Annotated in this window: 12 protein-coding genes; 5 read left to right on the top strand and 7 right to left on the bottom strand. The window is 72.7% G+C overall.

Translation table 11 applies throughout. From position 1 onward, the window contains the following. The first annotated feature begins 16 nt into the window (after positions 1 to 16). Entirely contained in the window at positions 17 to 1,078 is a 1,062-nt protein-coding gene (gene cydB / locus AW274_RS03710; RefSeq protein WP_232319964.1) for a cytochrome d ubiquinol oxidase subunit II, read from the top strand. Here the strand turns inward: cydB and AW274_RS03705 are convergent. The 3 genes from AW274_RS03705 to AW274_RS03695 all read right to left on the bottom strand — a co-directional run bounded on the left by AW274_RS03705 (position 1,062) and on the right by AW274_RS03695 (position 3,973). Further along, complete coding sequence (locus AW274_RS03705; RefSeq protein WP_081898622.1) at positions 1,062 to 1,376, bottom strand: WhiB family transcriptional regulator; 315 nt, start codon at positions 1,374 to 1,376, stop codon at positions 1,062 to 1,064. The genes cydB and AW274_RS03705 overlap by 17 nt on opposite strands. A gap of 117 nt (positions 1,377 to 1,493) precedes the next feature. Beyond that, a complete protein-coding gene (locus tag AW274_RS03700) occupies positions 1,494 to 2,402 on the bottom strand; it encodes a ferredoxin family protein (RefSeq protein WP_062429322.1) in 909 nt (302 codons plus the stop codon). 68 nt (positions 2,403 to 2,470) lie between these two features. After that, complete coding sequence (locus AW274_RS03695; RefSeq protein WP_062429320.1) at positions 2,471 to 3,973, bottom strand: glycerol-3-phosphate dehydrogenase/oxidase; 1,503 nt, start codon at positions 3,971 to 3,973, stop codon at positions 2,471 to 2,473. A gap of 90 nt (positions 3,974 to 4,063) precedes the next feature. Here AW274_RS03695 and AW274_RS03690 point away from each other — a divergent pair, with 90 nt between their 5' ends. From AW274_RS03690 to AW274_RS03680, 3 genes are all read left to right on the top strand, one after another. Next, positions 4,064 to 5,563 (top strand): FAD-binding oxidoreductase, encoded by a 1,500-nt coding sequence (locus AW274_RS03690; RefSeq protein WP_062429318.1) that lies wholly within the window; start codon positions 4,064 to 4,066, stop codon positions 5,561 to 5,563. Between the two features lie 20 nt (positions 5,564 to 5,583). Further along, positions 5,584 to 7,095 carry a metallophosphoesterase family protein gene (locus tag AW274_RS03685; RefSeq protein ID WP_062429316.1) on the top strand — a complete coding sequence of 504 codons (1,512 nt, stop codon included), beginning with the start codon at positions 5,584 to 5,586 and terminating at the stop codon, positions 7,093 to 7,095. Between the two features lie 102 nt (positions 7,096 to 7,197). Next, the gene (locus AW274_RS03680; protein ID WP_198168998.1) at positions 7,198 to 8,793 is read left to right on the top strand and encodes a bifunctional 3'-5' exonuclease/DNA polymerase; all 1,596 of its coding nucleotides are present in this window, start codon (positions 7,198 to 7,200) and stop codon (positions 8,791 to 8,793) included. Here AW274_RS03680 and AW274_RS03675 read toward each other — a convergent pair. The 4 genes from AW274_RS03675 to AW274_RS03655 all read right to left on the bottom strand — a co-directional run bounded on the left by AW274_RS03675 (position 8,741) and on the right by AW274_RS03655 (position 15,837). Continuing rightward, complete coding sequence (locus AW274_RS03675; RefSeq protein ID WP_062429314.1) at positions 8,741 to 10,000, bottom strand: MFS transporter; 1,260 nt, start codon at positions 9,998 to 10,000, stop codon at positions 8,741 to 8,743. The genes AW274_RS03680 and AW274_RS03675 overlap by 53 nt on opposite strands. A gap of 43 nt (positions 10,001 to 10,043) precedes the next feature. Next, the gene (locus AW274_RS41050; RefSeq protein WP_062429312.1) at positions 10,044 to 12,050 is read right to left on the bottom strand and encodes a serine/threonine-protein kinase; all 2,007 of its coding nucleotides are present in this window, start codon (positions 12,048 to 12,050) and stop codon (positions 10,044 to 10,046) included. Positions 12,051 to 12,151: 101 nt separating this feature from the next. Further along, the gene (locus tag AW274_RS41740) at positions 12,152 to 14,974 is read right to left on the bottom strand and encodes a bifunctional FdrA/YlbE family protein (RefSeq protein WP_232319963.1); all 2,823 of its coding nucleotides are present in this window, start codon (positions 14,972 to 14,974) and stop codon (positions 12,152 to 12,154) included. Beyond that, positions 14,971 to 15,837 (bottom strand): oxamate carbamoyltransferase subunit AllH family protein, encoded by an 867-nt coding sequence (locus tag AW274_RS03655; RefSeq protein WP_232319962.1) that lies wholly within the window; start codon positions 15,835 to 15,837, stop codon positions 14,971 to 14,973. Before AW274_RS03655 ends, AW274_RS41740 begins: the two co-directional genes overlap by 4 nt. A gap of 201 nt (positions 15,838 to 16,038) precedes the next feature. Between AW274_RS03655 and AW274_RS03650 the strand changes: the two genes are divergently transcribed. Then, complete coding sequence (locus AW274_RS03650; protein WP_083973806.1) at positions 16,039 to 17,649, top strand: PucR family transcriptional regulator; 1,611 nt, start codon at positions 16,039 to 16,041, stop codon at positions 17,647 to 17,649. The last annotated feature ends 266 nt before the right edge of the window (positions 17,650 to 17,915 follow it).

The raw sequence follows: 17,915 nt of genomic DNA, 5'->3' as shown, positions 1-17,915 counted from the left end.
CACTTACGGTGACTGAGTGGACGCCGTGACCCTCGCCGACATCTGGTTCGCCGCCGTCGCCGCGCTCTTCACGGGTTACCTCGTGCTGGAGGGCTTCGACTTCGGGGTGGGGGTGCTGCTGGCGTACCTGCCGAAGGAGGAGCGGGAACGCCAGGTGATGGTCGGCACGATCGGGCCGGCGTGGGACGGCAACGAGGTCTGGCTCATCGCCGCCGCCGGGGCGCTGTTCGCCGCCTTCCCCCAATGGGGCGCCGCGCTGTTCAGCGCCTTCTCCCTGCCGCTGCTGCTCATTCTGCTGGCGCTGATCGTGCGCGGGATGGCCTTCACATACCGGGGCAGCCGCGACACGAAAAGATGGCGGCGCAACTGGGACCGGTGCCTTTTCTGGAGTTCGCTGGCGCCCGCGTTTCTCTGGGGTGTGGTGTTCGCGAACGTCGTGCGCGGAATCGCCCTGGACGGGAAACATGAATTCGCCGGCCCGATCTGGGGCCTGCTGAACCCGTTCGCGATTCTCGGCGGATTGACGACGCTGGCGCTGTTCGTCACGCACGGCGCGGTGTTCCTGGCGGTGAAGACGATGGGCAGGATCCGGCGGAAGGCGAAGGGCGTCGCGGAGAAAAGCGGGGTGATCGCGGCGGTTCTGGCCGTCGTGTTCCTGACCTGGGCACAGGCCATGGAAGGGTCGTTCGTGAGTGTTCTGCTCGCCGCGGTCGCCATCGGGGCGTGGTGCGTGGCGATGGCGGCCAACTTCTTCGGCCGGGAGGGCTGGGCGTTCGCCGGCTCGGCCGCGGCGATCGGGGCGGCCGCGGTCAGCCTTTTCGCGGCGCTCCATCCCGACGTGCTGCCGTCGACGGCGGGTTCGGAAAACGGTCTGGACATAGAAAACGCCGCGTCCACGCCGAAGACCTTGCAGATCATGACGTGGGTCGCGGTCGTGTTCCTGCCGCTGGTGCTGCTGTACCAGTCGTGGACCTACTGGGTGTTCCGCCGCCGCATCGGTGGGCGGAACATCCCAGCGGGTCACAACCAGGGAGATCTGGCGAATGCCGGGGAGGGTGGTGCTAGGCGACGGCGCTGATGCCGGCGCTCGCGGCGCGCCGCATCCGACGGCGACGCTCGGAAGCGCGCTCGTCCTCGTTCAGGCCACCCCAGGTGCCGTACTTCTCAGGGCGGGAAAGCGCGTAGTCAAGACACTCCGCGCGGACCGGGCAGCCGGCGCAGATCGCCTTCGCCTTCCGCTCGCGGATGTCGCGCTCAGGCTGGCGCTCCCCGTCAGGGCCGAAGAACAGCACAAGGTCCTCTCCCCGGCACGCGGCATCATCCTGCCAACCCCAACTGGGGCGGGGGCGGGCGAGCTGCCGACGTACCTGAGACATGAGAAACCACCTTTGGTGAGAAGAGGTATTTCAGTGTTTGTGCCGCAATGGACGCTTATGGGTTCCTCTTTTGCAACGCGAGGAGCGTCCGTGGTGTTCCCGGCTTCTTGCGAAGCCTCAGGTCAAAGCCGGGGTGAGCTGCTTGAGCTCGGCCAACCTGTAGGTCGTGATCTCTTCGGCGCAGGCGAGACCGCACGGTGCCGCGAACACCGAAGGCTCGACCACTACCCGAAAACGGGACGTTCCACCCTGCGCGTTGGTTTGCACAACGCACACGGTGGAGTCACCTTCCGACCGGGAGGATTCCACGGCCACTCCGCCGACCGAGAGCTCGCCCGTGTGTGACCGGACGAAATGCTCGGCGGCTTGCGATGGCTCAGGGAGACCCGCGCGCCCCCGGAAACGGTCAAGAACGATCTTGCCGTCACGGTAGGCGTGTGCCGCCGCGATCGCGGCAGCCTCAGACATGCTGCCGTAGTAAAGCCCGTGTGGCAAGCACACGAGGTTGGCGGCGTATCGATCGCCGCCGACATGTGTGGTTTCCCACACATTCCCGGGGTGTTTCCGGGATAGTGATCTCGCGATCGGGAGACCAAAGCGGGCGCAGCACGCGTTGCGCTTGGCGTGCGTGCAGACCAGAAATACCGGCTCACTGACAAGTATGCAGGACTCCGGAAGCGCTCCGTCCACAAGTGCGCCCAGGTCAAGATCGTCGGGGTGGTCGAGCCAGGCCTCTGCCAGCCAGGGGTCACTCCCCGTGGACGATCCGACGAAAACGTGCAGCGCGCGGGGGCCCTGCGTGGTCTCGCGGTCGGGGCGGCGGATGAGCTGCGAACGGATGCCGAGGGCGGTGGCGCGGTCGATGAGGGCCAGCACGCTCTGCGGAAGACGGCATTCGGGCAGGTATGCGGCCCAGGGGCCGTTGTGCTCGATGAGCAGCCACCGGCGGGCGCCGACCGTCGCGCTGGCGAGCACCGGCGCGTCGCCGGTGTGCAGGCCCGCCGCGTGGTCGCAACCCTTGCTCATGTGCCCGTTCCGTCCTTGTGATCATCTTCGGTTAGGTAATCCTAACCTTAGACGATGCTGTCAAACGTTCAGGGCTGAAGTGACAGAACGTGGCGTGCGACTTTCAGCGCCATTTGGCGGTCTTCCGGAATCAGGCCGATCCTGGTACGCCGGTCGAGGAGGTCGTCCTCGTCGAGCGCGCCCTCGTGGCGCACTGCCCACAGGAGCTCGGCCCATGTCGTCGGTTCCCCGGGAAGCACCTTCGCGCCCAGGGCCCGGTTCGACTCGATGAGGGCGGTGATGTCCTCGGCCTCCGCGCCGTAGCGCTCGACCAGCCGCCAGGGGGCCCTGATGCCGCGCGTGGCGGCCCCGACCAGCGGCAGCCGCGCGGTGGTGCTGCGCCGGGCCTGCGGGCAGGCCGCGTCGACGGCGTCCTCGGCCATGCGGCGGTAGGTGGTGAGCTTGCCGCCGACGACGGTCACGACGCCGTCGGCGCCCCGGAGCACCGCGTGGCGGCGTGACAGGTCGGCCGTCCCCTGCCCCGAGCCGGTGTCGAGCAGCGGGCGCAGCCCGGCGTGGGCGCCCGCGACCTGGTCGCGGGTCACCGGCACGCCCAGCACGCCGTTGAGCGTGGCCAGCAGGAACTCCACGTCGCCCTCGGGCGCCTCGGCGACGTCGTGCACCGGCCCCTCGACCGGCTCGTCGGTCAGCCCGACCAGGACGTGCCCGTCGCTCTGCGGCAGCACCAGCAGGAACCGGCTCGACTCGCCCGGGATCGGCACGTGCAGCCCGGCCCGCAGCGGCCCCAGCACCCCCTCGCGCAGCACCAGGTGGGTGCCACGAGAGGGCCGCAGCGTGATCTCGGGGGCGAGCAGGCCCGCCCACACGCCCGTGGCGTTCACCACCGCCCTGGCCCTGACCGTGAACACGTCGCCGGTCAGCTCGTCGCGCACCTCGGCGCCGTCGCCGGCCAGGCCGAGCGCGCGGCAGCGGGTCAGCACCCGGGCGCCGTGCCCGGCGGCGGTGCGGGCCAGCGCGACCACCAGCCTCGCGTCGTCGACCACCCGGCCGTCATAGGAGCGCAGCGCGCCCCGCAGCCCGTCGGCGGCCAGCGCCGGGACCAGGTCGAGCGCCTCGGCCGCGCCCAGCCGCGCCGGGCCGGGGATCAGCTTCCTCGGGGTGCCCGCGGCGGCGCGCAGCAGGTCGCCGAGCCGGTAGCCGGTCATCAGCTTGCGGGCCGTCGCCGCCGGGACGCCGGGGGTCAGCGGCAGCAGATAGGGCTGCGCCTTCACCAGGTGGGGCGCGGTGTGCCGGATCAGCACGTGGCGTTCGGCCGCGCTCTCCCTGGCCAGCCCGATCTGGCCGGACGCCAGGTAGCGCAGCCCGCCGTGGATGAGCTTGGAACTCCACCGGGAGGTGCCGAAGGCCAGGTCGTGGGCGTCGATCGCGACCACCGACAACCCGCGGGCGGCGGCGTCGAGCGCCACCCCCGCGCCGGTGGCGCCCAGGCCCACCACCAGGAGGTCGGCGACCTCCCGGCGGGCGTCGTCGAGGTCGCGGGCGCGGCGGGCCGCGTTGAGGGAGGTCTCCATGCGGTTCCTTGATCGGGACGGGCACTACCCTTGGGTAACCTACCGAGAGGCCGGCATCCTGTGGAGACTCCGCGTACCCCCGTGCAGCCCATGCTCTGGTCGGGCTGGGGCGACCCCGAGAAGGCGACCGGGCTCGCTCCGGAAGTGCTCGACCTGCTCGCGGAGGCGCTCGGCGTCACGCCGCCCGCCGACGAGCCGGCGGGGTTCGGCGACGTCAGGCTCCCCGCGACCGGTCTGTCGTCGTTCGTGCTGGACTCGCTCCGGACCATCGTAGGCGCGGAGAACGTCCGGACCGACGCCGATGCCCGGATCCGGCACACGCGGGGCAAATCCACGCCCGACCTGCTGAAGATGCGGATGGGAGACGCCGACGACGCCCCCGACGCCGTCGTGCTGCCGGGCTCGCACCACCAGATCTCAGAGGTGCTGCGGTTGTGCAGCGACGAGATGGTCTCGGTGGTGGCCTTCGGGGGAGGGACGTCCGTCGTCGGCGGGGTCACGTGCGAATGGGACGGGTTCTCCGGTTCGGTCGTGCTCGACCTGCGGCGGCTCGACAAGCTGGTGTCGGTCGACGAGGAGTCGATGCTGGCCGAGCTCCAGCCGGGGCTGCGCGGGCCGCAGGCCGAGGAACTGCTCAACGCCCGGGGGCTGACGCTGGGGCACTTCCCCCAGTCGTGGGAGTACGCCACCCTCGGCGGGTTCGCCGCCGCCCGCTCGTCGGGGCAGGCGTCGGCGGGATACGGGCGGTTCGACGACATGGTCGAGGGGCTGACCGTGGCCACTCCGGTGGGCGACTGGGAGATCGGCCGGGCGCCGCGTTCGGCCGCCGGGCCCGACCTGCGGCACGTCGTGCTGGGCTCCGAGGGGGCGTTCGGGGTGATCACCTCGATGCGGCTGCGGGTGCGGCGGATGCCCGCGCGGCGGACCTGGGACGCCTGGCGGTTCCCGTCGTTCGCGGCCGGGCGCGACGCGATGCGCGTCCTGGCCCAGGAGCGGCGGCTCCCGGCGGTGCTCCGCCTGTCCGACGAGACCGAGACCATGATCGGCGGCGGTTCCGGCTGCCTGATGGTGGTCGGCCTGGAAGGGGGCGAGCCGCCGAGGTTCGCCGGCGCCGAGCACCTGGGCGCCGAGCCCGCCGAGCGCTGGGCCGAGGGCCGGTTCGGCGGCCCCTACCTGCGCGACGCGCTCATCGCCGCCGGGGCGACCGTGGAGACGCTGGAGACCGCCGCCCACTGGTCGACGCTGCCCCGCCTCTACGAGGCCGTGAGGCTCGCCCTGGAGGCCTCGCTCGGCCGGCTGATCGTGATGTGCCACGTCTCCCACCTCTACGAGACCGGCGCGTCGCTCTACTTCACCGTCGTCACCGCCTCCGGCGACGACCCGCTGGCCCGCTGGGAGGCCGCCAAGGCCAAGGCGTCCGAGGCGATCGGGCTGGCCGGGGGCACCATCTCGCACCACCACGGCGTCGGCCGCGACCACCGCGCCGCCTACGCCACCGAGATCGGCCCCGTGGGCGTCGGCGTGATGCGGGCGATCAAGAAAAGTCTCGATCCGATGGGGATTCTCAACCCCGGTGTCCTCGTCCCCTGAAACCGAGCAAGATTGACCGTATGGCGGACATCGGCGTCGAGGCTGCGGCCGCGCGCGGGAAACAGGTCTCCTCCCGGGTCTCCGAGCACGGCGCCGGGTGGCACTGCCAGGAGATCGGGACCTTCCAGGCGCTGCGTCCCAACAAGAACACCTTCACGTGGTTACACCCGAAGACCCTGTGGCGGTCGCGCAACGAGATCCTCGCCGGGTTGTTCGGCGATCCGTCCGCCGAGGTGCGCCGCCGCTGGGTGGCGTCCATGCGCGAGAACGGCGCCGACCCCGACTTCCGGATGACCCGCCTGATGGGCCCGGAGTACTCGTTCGTCGTCATCGGCGACACCGGCGAGGGCGACGCCTCCCAGTACGCGGTGGTCCCCGGCCTGCTGAAAGTGGGCGGCACGACCGACTTCGCGGTGATCGCCAGCGACGTGATCTACCCGACGGGCGCCGCGAGCGACTACTGCGACAAGTTCTTCCGCCCGTTCAAGGACTACGACGCCCCGATCTTCGCCATCCCCGGCAACCACGACTGGTACGACGGCCTGGGCGGCTTCATGCGGGTCTTCTGCGGCGCCAAGCCGCTCAAGGTCGAGCGGGAGGGCTTCCGGCTCTCCCCGGCCGGGCTGCGCGGCCTGCTCTGGAAGAAGCCCGAGGCGATCGACGAGGCCGCGCTGGCCGAGGCGTGGAAGCTGCGCGGAAAGCCGACGCAGGAGGCCCGGCAGCCGGCTCCCTACTGGGTGCTCGACCTGGGCGAGCTCGTGCTGGTCGGCATCGACACCGGCATCACCGGCTCGCTCGACCGCGAGCAGGGCGAGTGGCTGCGGCACGTCTCGTCGGCCGACACCCGGCCCAAGGTGCTCGTCACCGGCAAGCCGATCTACGTGCGCAACGACTACAAGCCCTGCCCGATCGAGGGCGGCGGCACGGTCGACGAGATCGTGCGCGACCCGGCGCACAACTACGTGGCGGCGATCGGCGGCGACGTCCACAACTACCAGCGGTTCCCGGTCAACGTCGACGGGCGGGTCATCCAGTACTTCGTCGCGGGCGGCGGCGGCGCGTTCATGCACGCCACCCACACGATCCCGCGCGTCGACAAGGTCCACGAGGACGACTTCCGCTGCTACCCGCTGCGCGGCGACTCGTTGTCGTTCTACAGCCTGCTCTACTCGCGCAAGCTGCGGATGAAGTGGCTCTACCTGACGCCTGAAGAGGCCGTGGCGCTGATGTCGCGGCAGATCGGCAACGAGCCGGTCCGCGACACCCCGCCCGTGCGGATCACCGCCCGGATGAAGTGGGCGGCCCGGTTCCTCGGCGGCTGGCCGATGCCCTTCCACCTGCCGGTGGGCCGCTTCTTCCACCGCTGGATCTCCGAGCTGACCGACTGGGACACCCCGCCGTTCTTCAAGAGCTTCCTGCACGTCTCGGTCACCCCGGCGGAACTGCGCATCCGCTGCTTCGCCGCGACCGGCTGCCTGGCCCAGGAGCTCGAACCTCCGGTCGAAGACGAAGTGATCATCCCGTTGGCCTGAGATCCCGCTCTTTTACGGCTCCCGCCCACCCTGCGGCAGAACGACCACAGGGGGGCGAGCCCGGCAGCGGGAACTGTCGGTGGCGCCTGGCAGGCTGGAACCGTGCAGGTGACGGTTTCCGGGGCGAAAGACGGCAGCGGTGAGCTGCTCCCCGGAGGTCCCGTCGCCGACCTGGCGGCGGCGGTCCGGGGCGTCGAGGCCGGTGCGCCGCCCCGGTGGGTGTGGGCCGACACCCGGCGCGTCTACCCGGGGCTGCTGGCCCGGGGCGTGCGGGTGGCGCGCTGCCACGACGTCGCGCTGACCGAGAACCTGCTGCTGGCCGCCGAGGGCCGCTACGGCGAGCCCCGGTCGGTGCTGGCCGCCCACGCGCGGCTCCACGGGCTCCCGGTGCCCGAAGACCGCCACGAGGGGCCCGAGGCCGCCCAGGGGTCGCTGTTCGACCCCGAGCCCGCGCCGGCCGAGCCGGGGGCCGCCCTCGTCGACGAGGTGGCCGCCGCGCAGGCCGCCCGCATCGCGGCGCTGCCCGAGCCCGGCCGGTTCCGGCTGCTGGTCGCGGCCGAGTCGGCCGGCGGGCTGGTCGCGGCCGAGATGCGCCACGAGGGCATGCCGTGGCGCGAGCCGGTCCACGACGAGCTGCTGACCGGCCTGCTCGGGCCCCGGCCCGCCCACGGCATGCGGCCCGCCAAGCTCCAGGCGCTCGCCGACCAGGTCGCGGCCGCGTTCGGCCGGCCGGTCAACCCCGACTCGCCGCAGCAGATCGTGAAGGCGTTCAAGGCGGCCGGGGTGGAGGTGCCGTCGACCCGGTCCCACGTGCTGAAGCAGGTCGGTCATCCGGCGGTGGCGCCGCTGCTGGCGTACAAGGAGCTGGCGCGGTTGTTCAGCGCCCACGGGTGGGCGTGGGCCGACCAGTGGGTCCACGACGGCCGCCTCCGCACCGAGTACGTCGTCGGCGGCGTGGTCAGCGGGCGGTGGGCGACCAGCGGGGGAGGGGCGCTGCAGATCCCGAAGGTGCTGCGCCGGGCGGTGGTGGCCGACGACGGGTGGACGCTCGTGGTCGCCGACGCCGCCCAGCTCGAACCGCGCGTGCTGGCCGCCATGGCCGGCGACCGGGGGCTGGCCCGCGCCGCCGGCGAGATCGACCTCTACGCCGCGCTGGCCCAGGCGTTCGGCGGCCAGCGCGACGCCGCCAAGATCGCCATGCTGTCGGCCATGTACGGCGGCACCAGCGGCGACGCCCCCAAACTGCTGGCCGTGATGCGCTCCCGCTTCCCCCAGGCCTACGCGTTCGTCGAAGACGCCGCCCGCGCCGGGGAGGAGGGCCGGGTGGTGCGCTCGTGGCTGGGCCGCACCAGCCCGCCGCCGTCCGACCGCTGGCGGGCCGTCGTCTCCGGGCCCGACGGGGGCCGTGCCGCCCGCGACCGGGGGCGGTTCACCCGCAACTTCGTCGTCCAGGCCACCGCCGCCGAATGGGCGCTCACGCTGATGGCCGTGCTGCGCGGGCGGCTGACCGGCGCCGCGCGGCTGGTGTTCTTCCAGCACGACGAGGTCATGGTCCATTGCCCGGAAGACCAGGCCCCAGAGGTGGCCGCCGCCATCGCGGCCAGCGCCGAGGAGGCGACCCGCCTGCTGTTCGGCGCGACCCCGGTCAGGTTCCCGATGGGGGCGACACCGGTGCGGTGTTACGCCGACGCCAAATGACCACCCCGGTCAGGCCGGTCAGCGCCGCCGTGATCAGGCCGAGGACCAGGTAGGAGAGCGTGCCGACGATCGCGCCGGCCAGCAGCGCGCCGGCCGCGCCGCAGACGTTCATGAGCAGGTCCGACAGGCCCTGCACGGCCGGGCGGCGCTCCAGGGCGACCGCCTCGGTCACCATCGCCGACCCCGCGACCAGGGAACACGACCAGCCGAGACCCAGCAGCACCAGGCCCGCCGTGATCACCGGCACGTCGTGCCCGCCGAAGGCGGCCAGCAGCCCCGAGACGACCAGGATCCCCATGCCGGCCGTCGCGACCACGGCCCGGCCGAACCGGTCGGCGGCCCAGCCGACGAGCGGCGAGAACATGAACATCCCGGCGATGTGCAGGCTCAGCACCATGCCGATGACCGAGATGCCGGCGTGCCCGTGGGCCAGGTGGACGGGCGTCATCGACATCACCGACACCATCGCGGTGTGTCCGGCCGCGATCGTCAGCAGGCCGATCCGGGCGCCGGGGGCCGCCTTCACCGTCGCCACGGCCTCGCGCAGCGGCTGCCGCCGCCGGGCGACGGCCACCTCGCGGCTCTGGCGGGCCAGCAGCAGCGGGTCGGGCCGGAGCCCGGCGTTGATCACCACCAGGGAGGCCGCGAACGCGACCGCCGCGAGCGCGAACGAGCCGGCCGAGCGCGCCAGCCCCAGGTCCACGCCGAGCGTGTCGGCCGGCTCGGCCAGGTTGGGGCCCGTGACGCTGCCGATGGTGGCCGCCCAGACGACCAGCGACAGATGGCGGGCGGTCCGGCCCGGCGGGGCCAGGTCGGTGGCGGCGTAGCGGGCCGACAGGTTTCCGGCGCTGCCCGCCCCGATGAGGACCAGCGAGAGCAGGAGCAGCGGCCACGATCCGAGTCCGACCGACGCCACCGCCGCCAGGCAGCCGAGGAGCGCGGTCCCGTAGGCGAGGGACAGGCCCGCCCTGCGGCCGCCGGCGTCGGCGGCCCTGGCCGCCGGGAGCGCCATCAACGCGGTGCCCAGCACTGTGGCCGTGCCGGCCAGGCCGCTGATCGCCTCGGAGCCCGAGAGGTCGTACACCGTGAGGGAGCTCAGCGCGAGCACCACGGCGATCCCCATCCCGGACACGATCTGGACCAGGGAGAGCACTCCGAGAGTGCGGCGTTGCACCTTCTGGTGGGATGCGAGGGGGATCGCTGTCATGAGCGAAGTCTGGCATGGCTCATGACAGCGCCCACAACGGGTTTTACGCCGGGGTGAAGGAGTTCCAGAGGGTCGCGCGCACGCTCGCGGCGCTCTCGGTCCAGTCGTAGTCGGGCGCGGTGAAGGTGATCGAGTAGGAGCGGCCGCCGACCGTGACGTAGCGGATCGCCGTGTGCACGGTCACGTTCGCGGCGTCGCGGTGGGTGTACTCCCACTCGGCGGCCGGCCAGCGGTACTCCACCTCGGCCAGCTGCAGCTGGGTGTACTCCTCGAACGACGCCTTGCCCTCGGCCTTCTTCAGCGCGTCGAGGCCGCCGTCGGGGATGTCCTCGATCAGGCCGCTCTGGCCGCTGTCCTTCGGGCCGGTCAGCACGACCGCGCCGTCTTGCGCGGCGACCTTCCAGGTGTCGGGGACCGCGACGGTGACGCCGCCGACGGTGTGGTTGCGGAAGCCCTCGGGCAGCTCGCCCTCGGGCGCGGCGGGCACGACCGGCACGTCGGCGCCGTTGTCGGCCGGGGCGGTCGCCACCGCCTGGCCGCGCGGGTCGGCGGGCGTGTCGTCACCCGGTACCATGATCAACAACACCAGCACCACGACCGCGATCACGGCGATCGCCGCGACCACCGCGAGCAGGGTGCTGCGGCTGCCGCGCTCGTCGTCGGGGTCCTTGCGGCGGCGCGAGGCGCGCGGCGGGGCGGGCTTGCGCTCGGCGGCCTTGTCGCCCGGACCGTCGAACGACTTCCCGGCGCGGACGTCCCTGCCCGGGTCGCCGAACTCCGGCAGGTCCTTCTGGTCGGGCATCGGCCAGCCGCCCGAGGTCTGCGCCGCGCCGGCGGGCGCCGGACGGCTCGGGCCGCCGGGCTTGCTCGGGGTGATCGGCGCGAAGAACGACACGCCGCCCGTCGTGGTGATGTCACCGGTCGGGCTGCTCAGCGGGTCGGGCTTGGGGGCGCTCATCGGGTAGCCGCCCGACGGGCTGTTGGGGTCGTACGGCACGCGGACCGGACCCGACGGGGTCTCGATGATGCGCGAGGGCATCGGTCCGGAGGGCGGGTCGAGTGGCGGCAGCATCTGAACCGGGGTCTGGTCGGCGGGGGTCGGCGCGGGGGAGGGCCCGGCGGGGGGCTGCGGCTGGGCCTGGGCCGGGCTCTGCGGCGGGGCGGTCGGGCGCACGCCGAGGCCGTGCTGGCGCAGCACGTGCTCCAGCATGTCGGACACCTGCGCGGCGGGCAGCCGGTCGGCCGGGTTCTTGCGCAGCAGGCCCTCGATGACGCCCATCAGCGCGCCCGCCCGCCCGGGGCGGTTGGGCTCCTGGGTCAGCACCGCGCCCAGCACGGCGACGGCGTCGGGGCCCTCGTACGGGGGCCGGCCCTCCACCGCCGCGTAGAGGGTGGCGCCGAACGACCACAGGTCGGCCGCGAACGTGATCGGGCGGCCCTGCAGCCGCTCCGGCGGGATGTACGCCGGGGAGCCCATCAGCAGGCCCGGGTGGGTGATCGACACGTCGCCCTCGATGGCGGCGATGCCGAAGTCGGTGAGCACCACGCGGTCGGCCGTCAGCAGCACGTTGCCGGGCTTGACGTCGCGGTGGAGGATGCCGGCGGCGTGGGCGTGACGCAGCGCGTCGAGCACCCTGATGCCGATCTCGGCGGCCTGGACGACCGGCAGCGGCCCGCTCTGGCGCACCGCCTGCTCCAGCGACCAGGCCCGGACCAGCTCCATCACGATCCACGGGCGGCCGTCCTCCTCGACGACGTCGTGGACGGTCACGATGCCCGGGTGGCTCAGCCGCGCGGCCGAACGGGCCTCGCGGAGCATGCGGGTGTGGGCGGTCTGGCGGCCCTGCTGGTCGAGGCCGTAGGGGAGGATCAGCTCCTTGACGGCGACGTCGCGGTCGAGCAGCACGTCGTGCGCGTGCCACACCATGCCCATGCCGCCCCGGCCCACCGGCGACAACAGCCGGTAGCGGCGGCCGACGAGCCTGCCCTGCCCCTCGGGCGTCCCGCCCTGACCATCGGGGACCATACCGAGCAGGCGATCGGTCGTCATAGGCGGGGTCCCCAATTCTCCTCGTCCGGGCCGCGCGAGATACCCGCGCGATTTTCTGAGGTTGGCCACCGATATTAGGGTCAAACCAGGGTCAAAGGGAATTAAACCCGGGCCAAAGCGGCCAACGCGGCGGTGAACGCCTCCATCGGAGGGCTCACCAGACCTGCTCCGACCTGCCCTGTTCCGGCGACGCGCCCGGCGATACCCGTATTGACTACCGGCAGCACCGAGGTCCGCGTGACCAGTGTGACATCGATACCGGCGGGTGTGCCGCGGAACCCGAGACCCGGGATCTGGTAAACGGGGTGCTCGGCGAGAGTGATCTCGTACATGGCCGTGGTGGCGGCGACCGCGTCGGCGACGTCGCCGCCGACGAACCGGACGATCGCCGGCGCGGCGGCCATCGAGAAGCCGCCCAGGCCGACCGTCTCGGTGATGGTCGAGTCGCCGATGTCGGGGTTGGCGTCGCCGGGGCCGTAGGCGCCCAGATAGAGGCCGTCGGGCACGCCCGCCGGGCCGGTGAACCAGCGGTCGCCGAGGCCGGAGACCTGGATGCCGAAGTCGGTGCCGTTGCGGGCCATCGCGACGACCATCGAGGAGCCCTCGACGTTCCGCGCCGCGTCGGCCGCGACCTTGCCGGCCGCCATGCCGGCGTTCAGGAAGAAGTGGTCGTTGCCGTTGACGAACCGCAGGATCTCGGCGGCCCGGCCCGGCACGGCGTCGACGATGGCCGGGGCGAGCTCCCTGACCATGAGAGAGGTGGCGGCCCGGTTGCGGTTGTGCAGCTCGTCGCCCATCTGGAGGGCCTGCGCGATCAGGTTGCGCAGGTCGAGCGGCCCGGTGACCTTCATGACCTCGGCCAGCGCCGGGCCCAGCACCTCGCCCATCCACCGCAGCCGCTCGATCACCTCGGGCCCGTAGGCGCCGTAGCGGAGCACCTTGCCCAGGCCCTCGTTCAGCGAGCAGAAGGCGGTGCCGCCGTTCTCGGCGTCGTGCACCTCCAGCATCCACATGGACGGAGACACGACGCCCGCCATGGGCCCGACGGTCCGGTGGTGGTGACAGGAGTCGAGCTTGACCTCGCCCCCCGCGAGCTTCCGCTCGGCCTCCTCGGCGTCGGCGGCCAGCCCCTCGAACAACATCCCGCCGATGAGCGCGCCCCGCATGGGCCCGGAGGCCCGTTCCCACTCGATGGGCGGCCCGGCGTGGAAGAAGGTCCCCTTCGGGAGGTCCAGTACGTCTCCGGCCCGCTTGACCCCGACGAGATGCGGCCTGGCGCTCAACAGCCGCCCGACCGCCTTCTCGTTGGCCGCCTTCCGGCGCGGATCGGCCATCACGGCCGCCAGATCAGCGGCCACCCCTTGCACGGGAGGCCGCCAGTCGACGGGCGTGTGCGCCACGGCCTGCTGGTCGAGCGCCTCCGCCAGGATCGACGCGCCCACCGAGACGACCGAGGGCTCCGCCGACAGCATGGCCATAGGACGGCCCACCCACCCGAGGGTGTCGGCCGTGCTGCCGGTGGCCGAGGTTGCGCCAGCGGCCGGAGTGGTGGCGGGCTCTGCTGGGGGCGCGCCTGCCAGGGTCGCGGCTCTTCTCGCCGCCTGGGCGTTCGAGGTGTAGACCTCGGCGCCCGACTCGAACAGGCGGGCCGCCTGGGCCTGGAGGCTCTGGGGGTCGCCCTCCGTGCCGACCAATGCGACGACGACCGAGACGCCGCGGGACTTGGCCGCCGCGACGGCCGATGACAGGGAGGCGGCCGGGTCGGGGTCGGAGCCGTGGCCCAGGACGACGTCCAGGAGTGCGACGCCCTCGGTGACCGCGTCGAGGGCCTCCAGGCGGAGGGCGGGGTCGATCATCGGGTGGGCGCGGCCGACGGTGTACTCGTCGTCGCCGAAGTCGGTGAAGTCGCCCGTGCCGGCGATCAGGCGGGCCTCGGTGCAGAGGGTGCCGCCGGAATAGAGGCCGCGCAGGGGGCCGCCGCCGGGTTCGGTGTTGCCGGGCCAGCTCGGCCACGCCGGGATCGGGGCGCCGACGGCGCGCAGGACCGACTCGGCCGCCGTGGTCAGGTCGGGCCTGCCCGCGCCGAGCAGGGCGGTGATCACCGGCTTGGGGCTCCGGGCGATCGCCTCGTCGAGGCGGGCGGCCACGTCGGGGTCGGGCGGCTTGGAGACGATCACGATCAGTTCGGTCGCCGGGTCGGCGATGAGGGCGTCCAGAGCCTGGAGGGTGGAGCGGCCGCCGACGGCGGCGCCCAGGTCACGGCCGCCGACGCCGAGCACGTGGCTGACGCCCACCCCGGCCAGGTCGAGGAGGGCGGTGAGCTGCTGCGCGCCGGTCCCGGAGGCGGCGACCACGCCGACCGCGCCGGGGCGGACCACGTTGGCGAAGCCCAGGCCCGCGCCGCCGACGATCGCGGTGCCGCAGTCGGGGCCCATGACCAGGACGCCCCGTTCGCGGGCCAGGTCCTTGAGCGTGACCTCCCGCGCCACCGGCACGTTGTCGCTGAAGATCATCACGGAGTGGCCGGCGTCGACCGCCTCCATCGCCTCGGTGAAGGCGTGCTCGCCCGGCACGCTGACCAGCACGACCGCCGACGGGTCGGCCAGGCGCGCGGCGGCCCGGATCGTGCGGGGGAGGGACTCGGCCCGGTCACGCGTCTCGGCCCGCGCGGACAACTGCCGCTCCAGGTCGGCGGCGGCCTCCTGGAGGTCGGCGTCCGTGGTCGCCCGGATCGCGACCAGCAGGTCGCCGGCGGTCGCGGCCGGGACGTCGAAGCCCGCGTCGGCGGCGAGTTCGACGTTCAGCGCCGTCGCCATCGCCACGATCGCCAGTTCGACCCCCGGGCGGCCGGTCAGCGCCTGGCTGACCCTCATCAGGCTGACCGAGTCGTGATAGACCCCCGGACGGATCTCCACCAGGTTCACTCAGCGTCCCTCTCACCAAGTCCGAGGACGGCGGACACTCCCGTCCTGATGCCCCACGCCAGGTCGGCGCCCGAGGTGTGACCCAGCCGGAGCAGGCGGTGGACCGCCGGTTCCAGCGGCTGGCGGCCGGTGAGGCCGCGCAGCACCGCGAGGGTCTCCAGGCCCGCCTCGCCGCGCGCCGCGCAGTGCAGCAGCGTCGCGGAGATCGGGGTGGTCCGGGTGCGGGCGTCGAAGGTGACCGCCGCGGCCAGCCAGTCGGCCAGCCACACGGCCCGGCCGACCCCGGCGGCCGTGCCGACCGAGCGCAGGGTGACCAGGAGCCCGGCCAGCATGTCGTCGCCGCTCGGCGTCAGGCCCGGCCCCAGGCCCATGAGCTGCTCGGCCGCGGTGATCGCGTCGACGAGCGAGCCCCGGTGGCAGCCGGCCGACAGCAGCGCGGACGCGCCGCCGCTCTCCAGGCCGGGCTGCCGGGGGGAGGAGACGCAGATGTCGTGCAGTACGGGGAGGGTCTTGGCGAGCGCGGCGGCGGAGACGGGCCCCAGCGACGGGGCGGGGTCCCACCAGCGGCGGACCCGCACGGCCCGGCCGCCGGCCTCGACGACGCCGTCGCCGACCCACGCGTCGTCGCCGGCCGCGAAGCCTTCGAGCGCGCCGGTCAGCACAACGGCGTTGGGCAGCCGGGTGGCCTCACCGGTCACGAGAGCGAGCACGCGCGGCTCGGTCTCGGTCCGCACCTCCAGGTAGACCGCCGACGGGAAGGCGGCCAGCACCCGGGCGGGGCGGCGCGGGGCCTCCAGAAGCGGCCGGAGACTGGTGGCGGCGGCCCCGGACAGGTACGTGACCTCGGGCTGCGCCGTCTGCACCGGGCGCCGGCTTCGAGGGCGTGTACCTACAGCCACGAGTCCTCCCTCATCCGTACCCCCATTAGAAGGGACGCTAGAACGCGACCCCCGGGGTCCGTACGGGGAAATCTGCCAACAGTCGGCCAAATGCTTGGCTCTTCCTGACAGTCGCCCAGTCAGGCACAATTTGCGGAGAACGTTCAAATCCCCCCGGAGCGCACCATGACGACGGATCCCGCTGCACCCGCGATGCGGCTCGCCAGCACCGGAACGATCATCCACGGGGTGACGGTCGGGGAGGTCCTGGGAGTCTCGACCCTCGCCGGGGCGCGGCTCATCGCCGGGAGGGCCGGGCTCGACCGGATCGTCCAGCGCCTCAACGTCATGGAGGTGCCCGACATCCTGGCGTGGGTGAAGCCCAACGAGCTGCTGCTCACGACGGGCTACCCGCTCAGGAACACGCCCCAGTCGCTGGGCCGCCTGGTGGCCGATCTCGACGAACGCGGGCTGTCGGCCCTCGCCATCAAGCTGGGCAGATACCTCGACGAGCTGCCCGCCGAGATGATCGAACAGGCCGACCGGCTCGGCTTCCCGCTGATCATCCTGCCGAACGACGTTGGGTTCGACGACATCCTCAACCAGGTGCTCACCGACATCCTCAACCGGCAGGCCGCCATCCTCGCCCGCGCCGAGGACGCCCACCGGGGCCTGGTCCAGATCGTGCTCGCGGGCGGCGGCATGCGCGAGGTGACCGCCGAGGTCGCCGGGCTGCTGGAGGTCGCCGTCGCCGCCATGGACGTCTCGGGCGCGACCCTGGCCGCCGCCGGGGGCTCCGAGCAGGTGGCGATGTTGCGCGACGCGTACATGATCAGTGGGCCGGGCCGCGACCAGCCCGAGCCGATGGTGCGGGCCGACGGCCACTACGCGGTCGTGCCGATCGTGGCGGGCGGCCACCACCACGGCCGGATCGTCGCCTTCAGCCAGGCCGGCACGCTGCGCGAGAGCGACATCCGCATCCTGGAGCGGGCCGCCACCGTCGCCGCCCTCGTCATCACCAAGCAGGAGGCCGTCAACGCGGTCGAGAGCAAGTACCGCGCCGACTTCCTGCGCGACGTGCTCACCGGCCGGGGCGGCGGGCGCATCGCCGAACGCGCCAAGGCGTTCGGCTGGGACCTGGAGCGTCCCGTCAGCGTCATGGTCGCCGAGCTCGACCCCGAGAGCGACGAGCGCACCGCGCAGGACCGGCTGCTGGCCGTCTGGCAGGCCGCGGTCCGCCGCCACGACCCGCGCGGCGCGGTCGCCGGGTTCTCCCACGAGGTCGTCGTCATCGTCGGGGCCGGGGCCGACACCGCCCGGCTCGCCACCGCCGCGCAGGCCGCCTTCGCCGAGTGCACCTTCTCGACCGGCATGAGCCGGATCGCCTCCGGCGCCGAAGGGCTCGCCGACGCCTACGCCCAGGCGCTCAAGGCCGCCCGGGTGGGCCGCCAGCTCCACGGCAACGGCGCGGTCGCCCACTTCGACCAGCTCGGCGTCTACCGCCTGCTCTCGCTCGTCAACGACACCGCCGAACTGCACGCCTTCGTGCGGGAGACCCTCGGCGCACTGGCCGGCGACGACGACGCCGAGAACGCCGACCTGCGCCGCACCCTGCACGTCCTGCTGGAGACCAACCTCAACGTGGCCGAGACCGCCCGGCGGCTGCACTTCCACTACAACACGCTGCGCTACCGCATCGGAAAGCTCGAACGCCTGCTCGGCAACTTCACCGAGGACGCCCATCTGCGCCTCAATCTGACGCTCGCTCTCCATGTGCTCAACATGCGTGGGATCTAGCGCCCGTCTATTGGGAAAGCTCGAACGCCTGCTCGGCAACTTCACCGAGGACGCCCATCTGCGGCTCAACCTCACCCTGGCGCTCCATGTCCTCAACATGCGCGGCATCTGAGGCCGGTTGTTTGGCACATGCTGCCCGTGTGCTACAGAGATCACGGGCCTAATGTGCCCGCAACAGCCCAGGTAGAAGGGCTGCTGAATGTTTTGCCGCGCTGGGATGCCTGCGGGGTGGCCACCAGGTGTCGGCCCGTTGCAAAGGGGCTCAC

Origin of the sequence: Herbidospora daliensis (genome assembly GCF_001570585.1) — a bacterium.
Lineage (GTDB): Bacteria > Actinomycetota > Actinomycetes > Streptosporangiales > Streptosporangiaceae > Herbidospora > Herbidospora daliensis.
The sequence above is the reverse complement of the archived record's forward strand: the minus strand, read 5'-3'. Positions and strand labels throughout refer to the sequence as shown.

Excerpts from the sequence above, each read along its gene's own strand:
- AW274_RS03705 (WP_081898622.1), bottom strand. The coding sequence starts at position 1,376 with ATGTCTCAGGTACGTCGGCAGCTCGCCCGCCCCCGCCCCAGTTGGGGT.
- AW274_RS03700 (WP_062429322.1), bottom strand. The coding sequence starts at position 2,402 with ATGAGCAAGGGTTGCGACCACGCGGCGGGCCTGCACACCGGCGACGCG.
- AW274_RS03695 (WP_062429320.1), bottom strand. The coding sequence starts at position 3,973 with ATGGAGACCTCCCTCAACGCGGCCCGCCGCGCCCGCGACCTCGACGAC.
- AW274_RS03690 (WP_062429318.1), top strand. The coding sequence starts at position 4,064 with ATGCTCTGGTCGGGCTGGGGCGACCCCGAGAAGGCGACCGGGCTCGCT.
- AW274_RS03685 (WP_062429316.1), top strand. The coding sequence starts at position 5,584 with ATGGCGGACATCGGCGTCGAGGCTGCGGCCGCGCGCGGGAAACAGGTC.
- AW274_RS03675 (WP_062429314.1), bottom strand. The coding sequence starts at position 10,000 with ATGACAGCGATCCCCCTCGCATCCCACCAGAAGGTGCAACGCCGCACT.
- AW274_RS41050 (WP_062429312.1), bottom strand. The coding sequence starts at position 12,050 with ATGACGACCGATCGCCTGCTCGGTATGGTCCCCGATGGTCAGGGCGGG.
- AW274_RS03650 (WP_083973806.1), top strand. The coding sequence starts at position 16,039 with ATGACGACGGATCCCGCTGCACCCGCGATGCGGCTCGCCAGCACCGGA.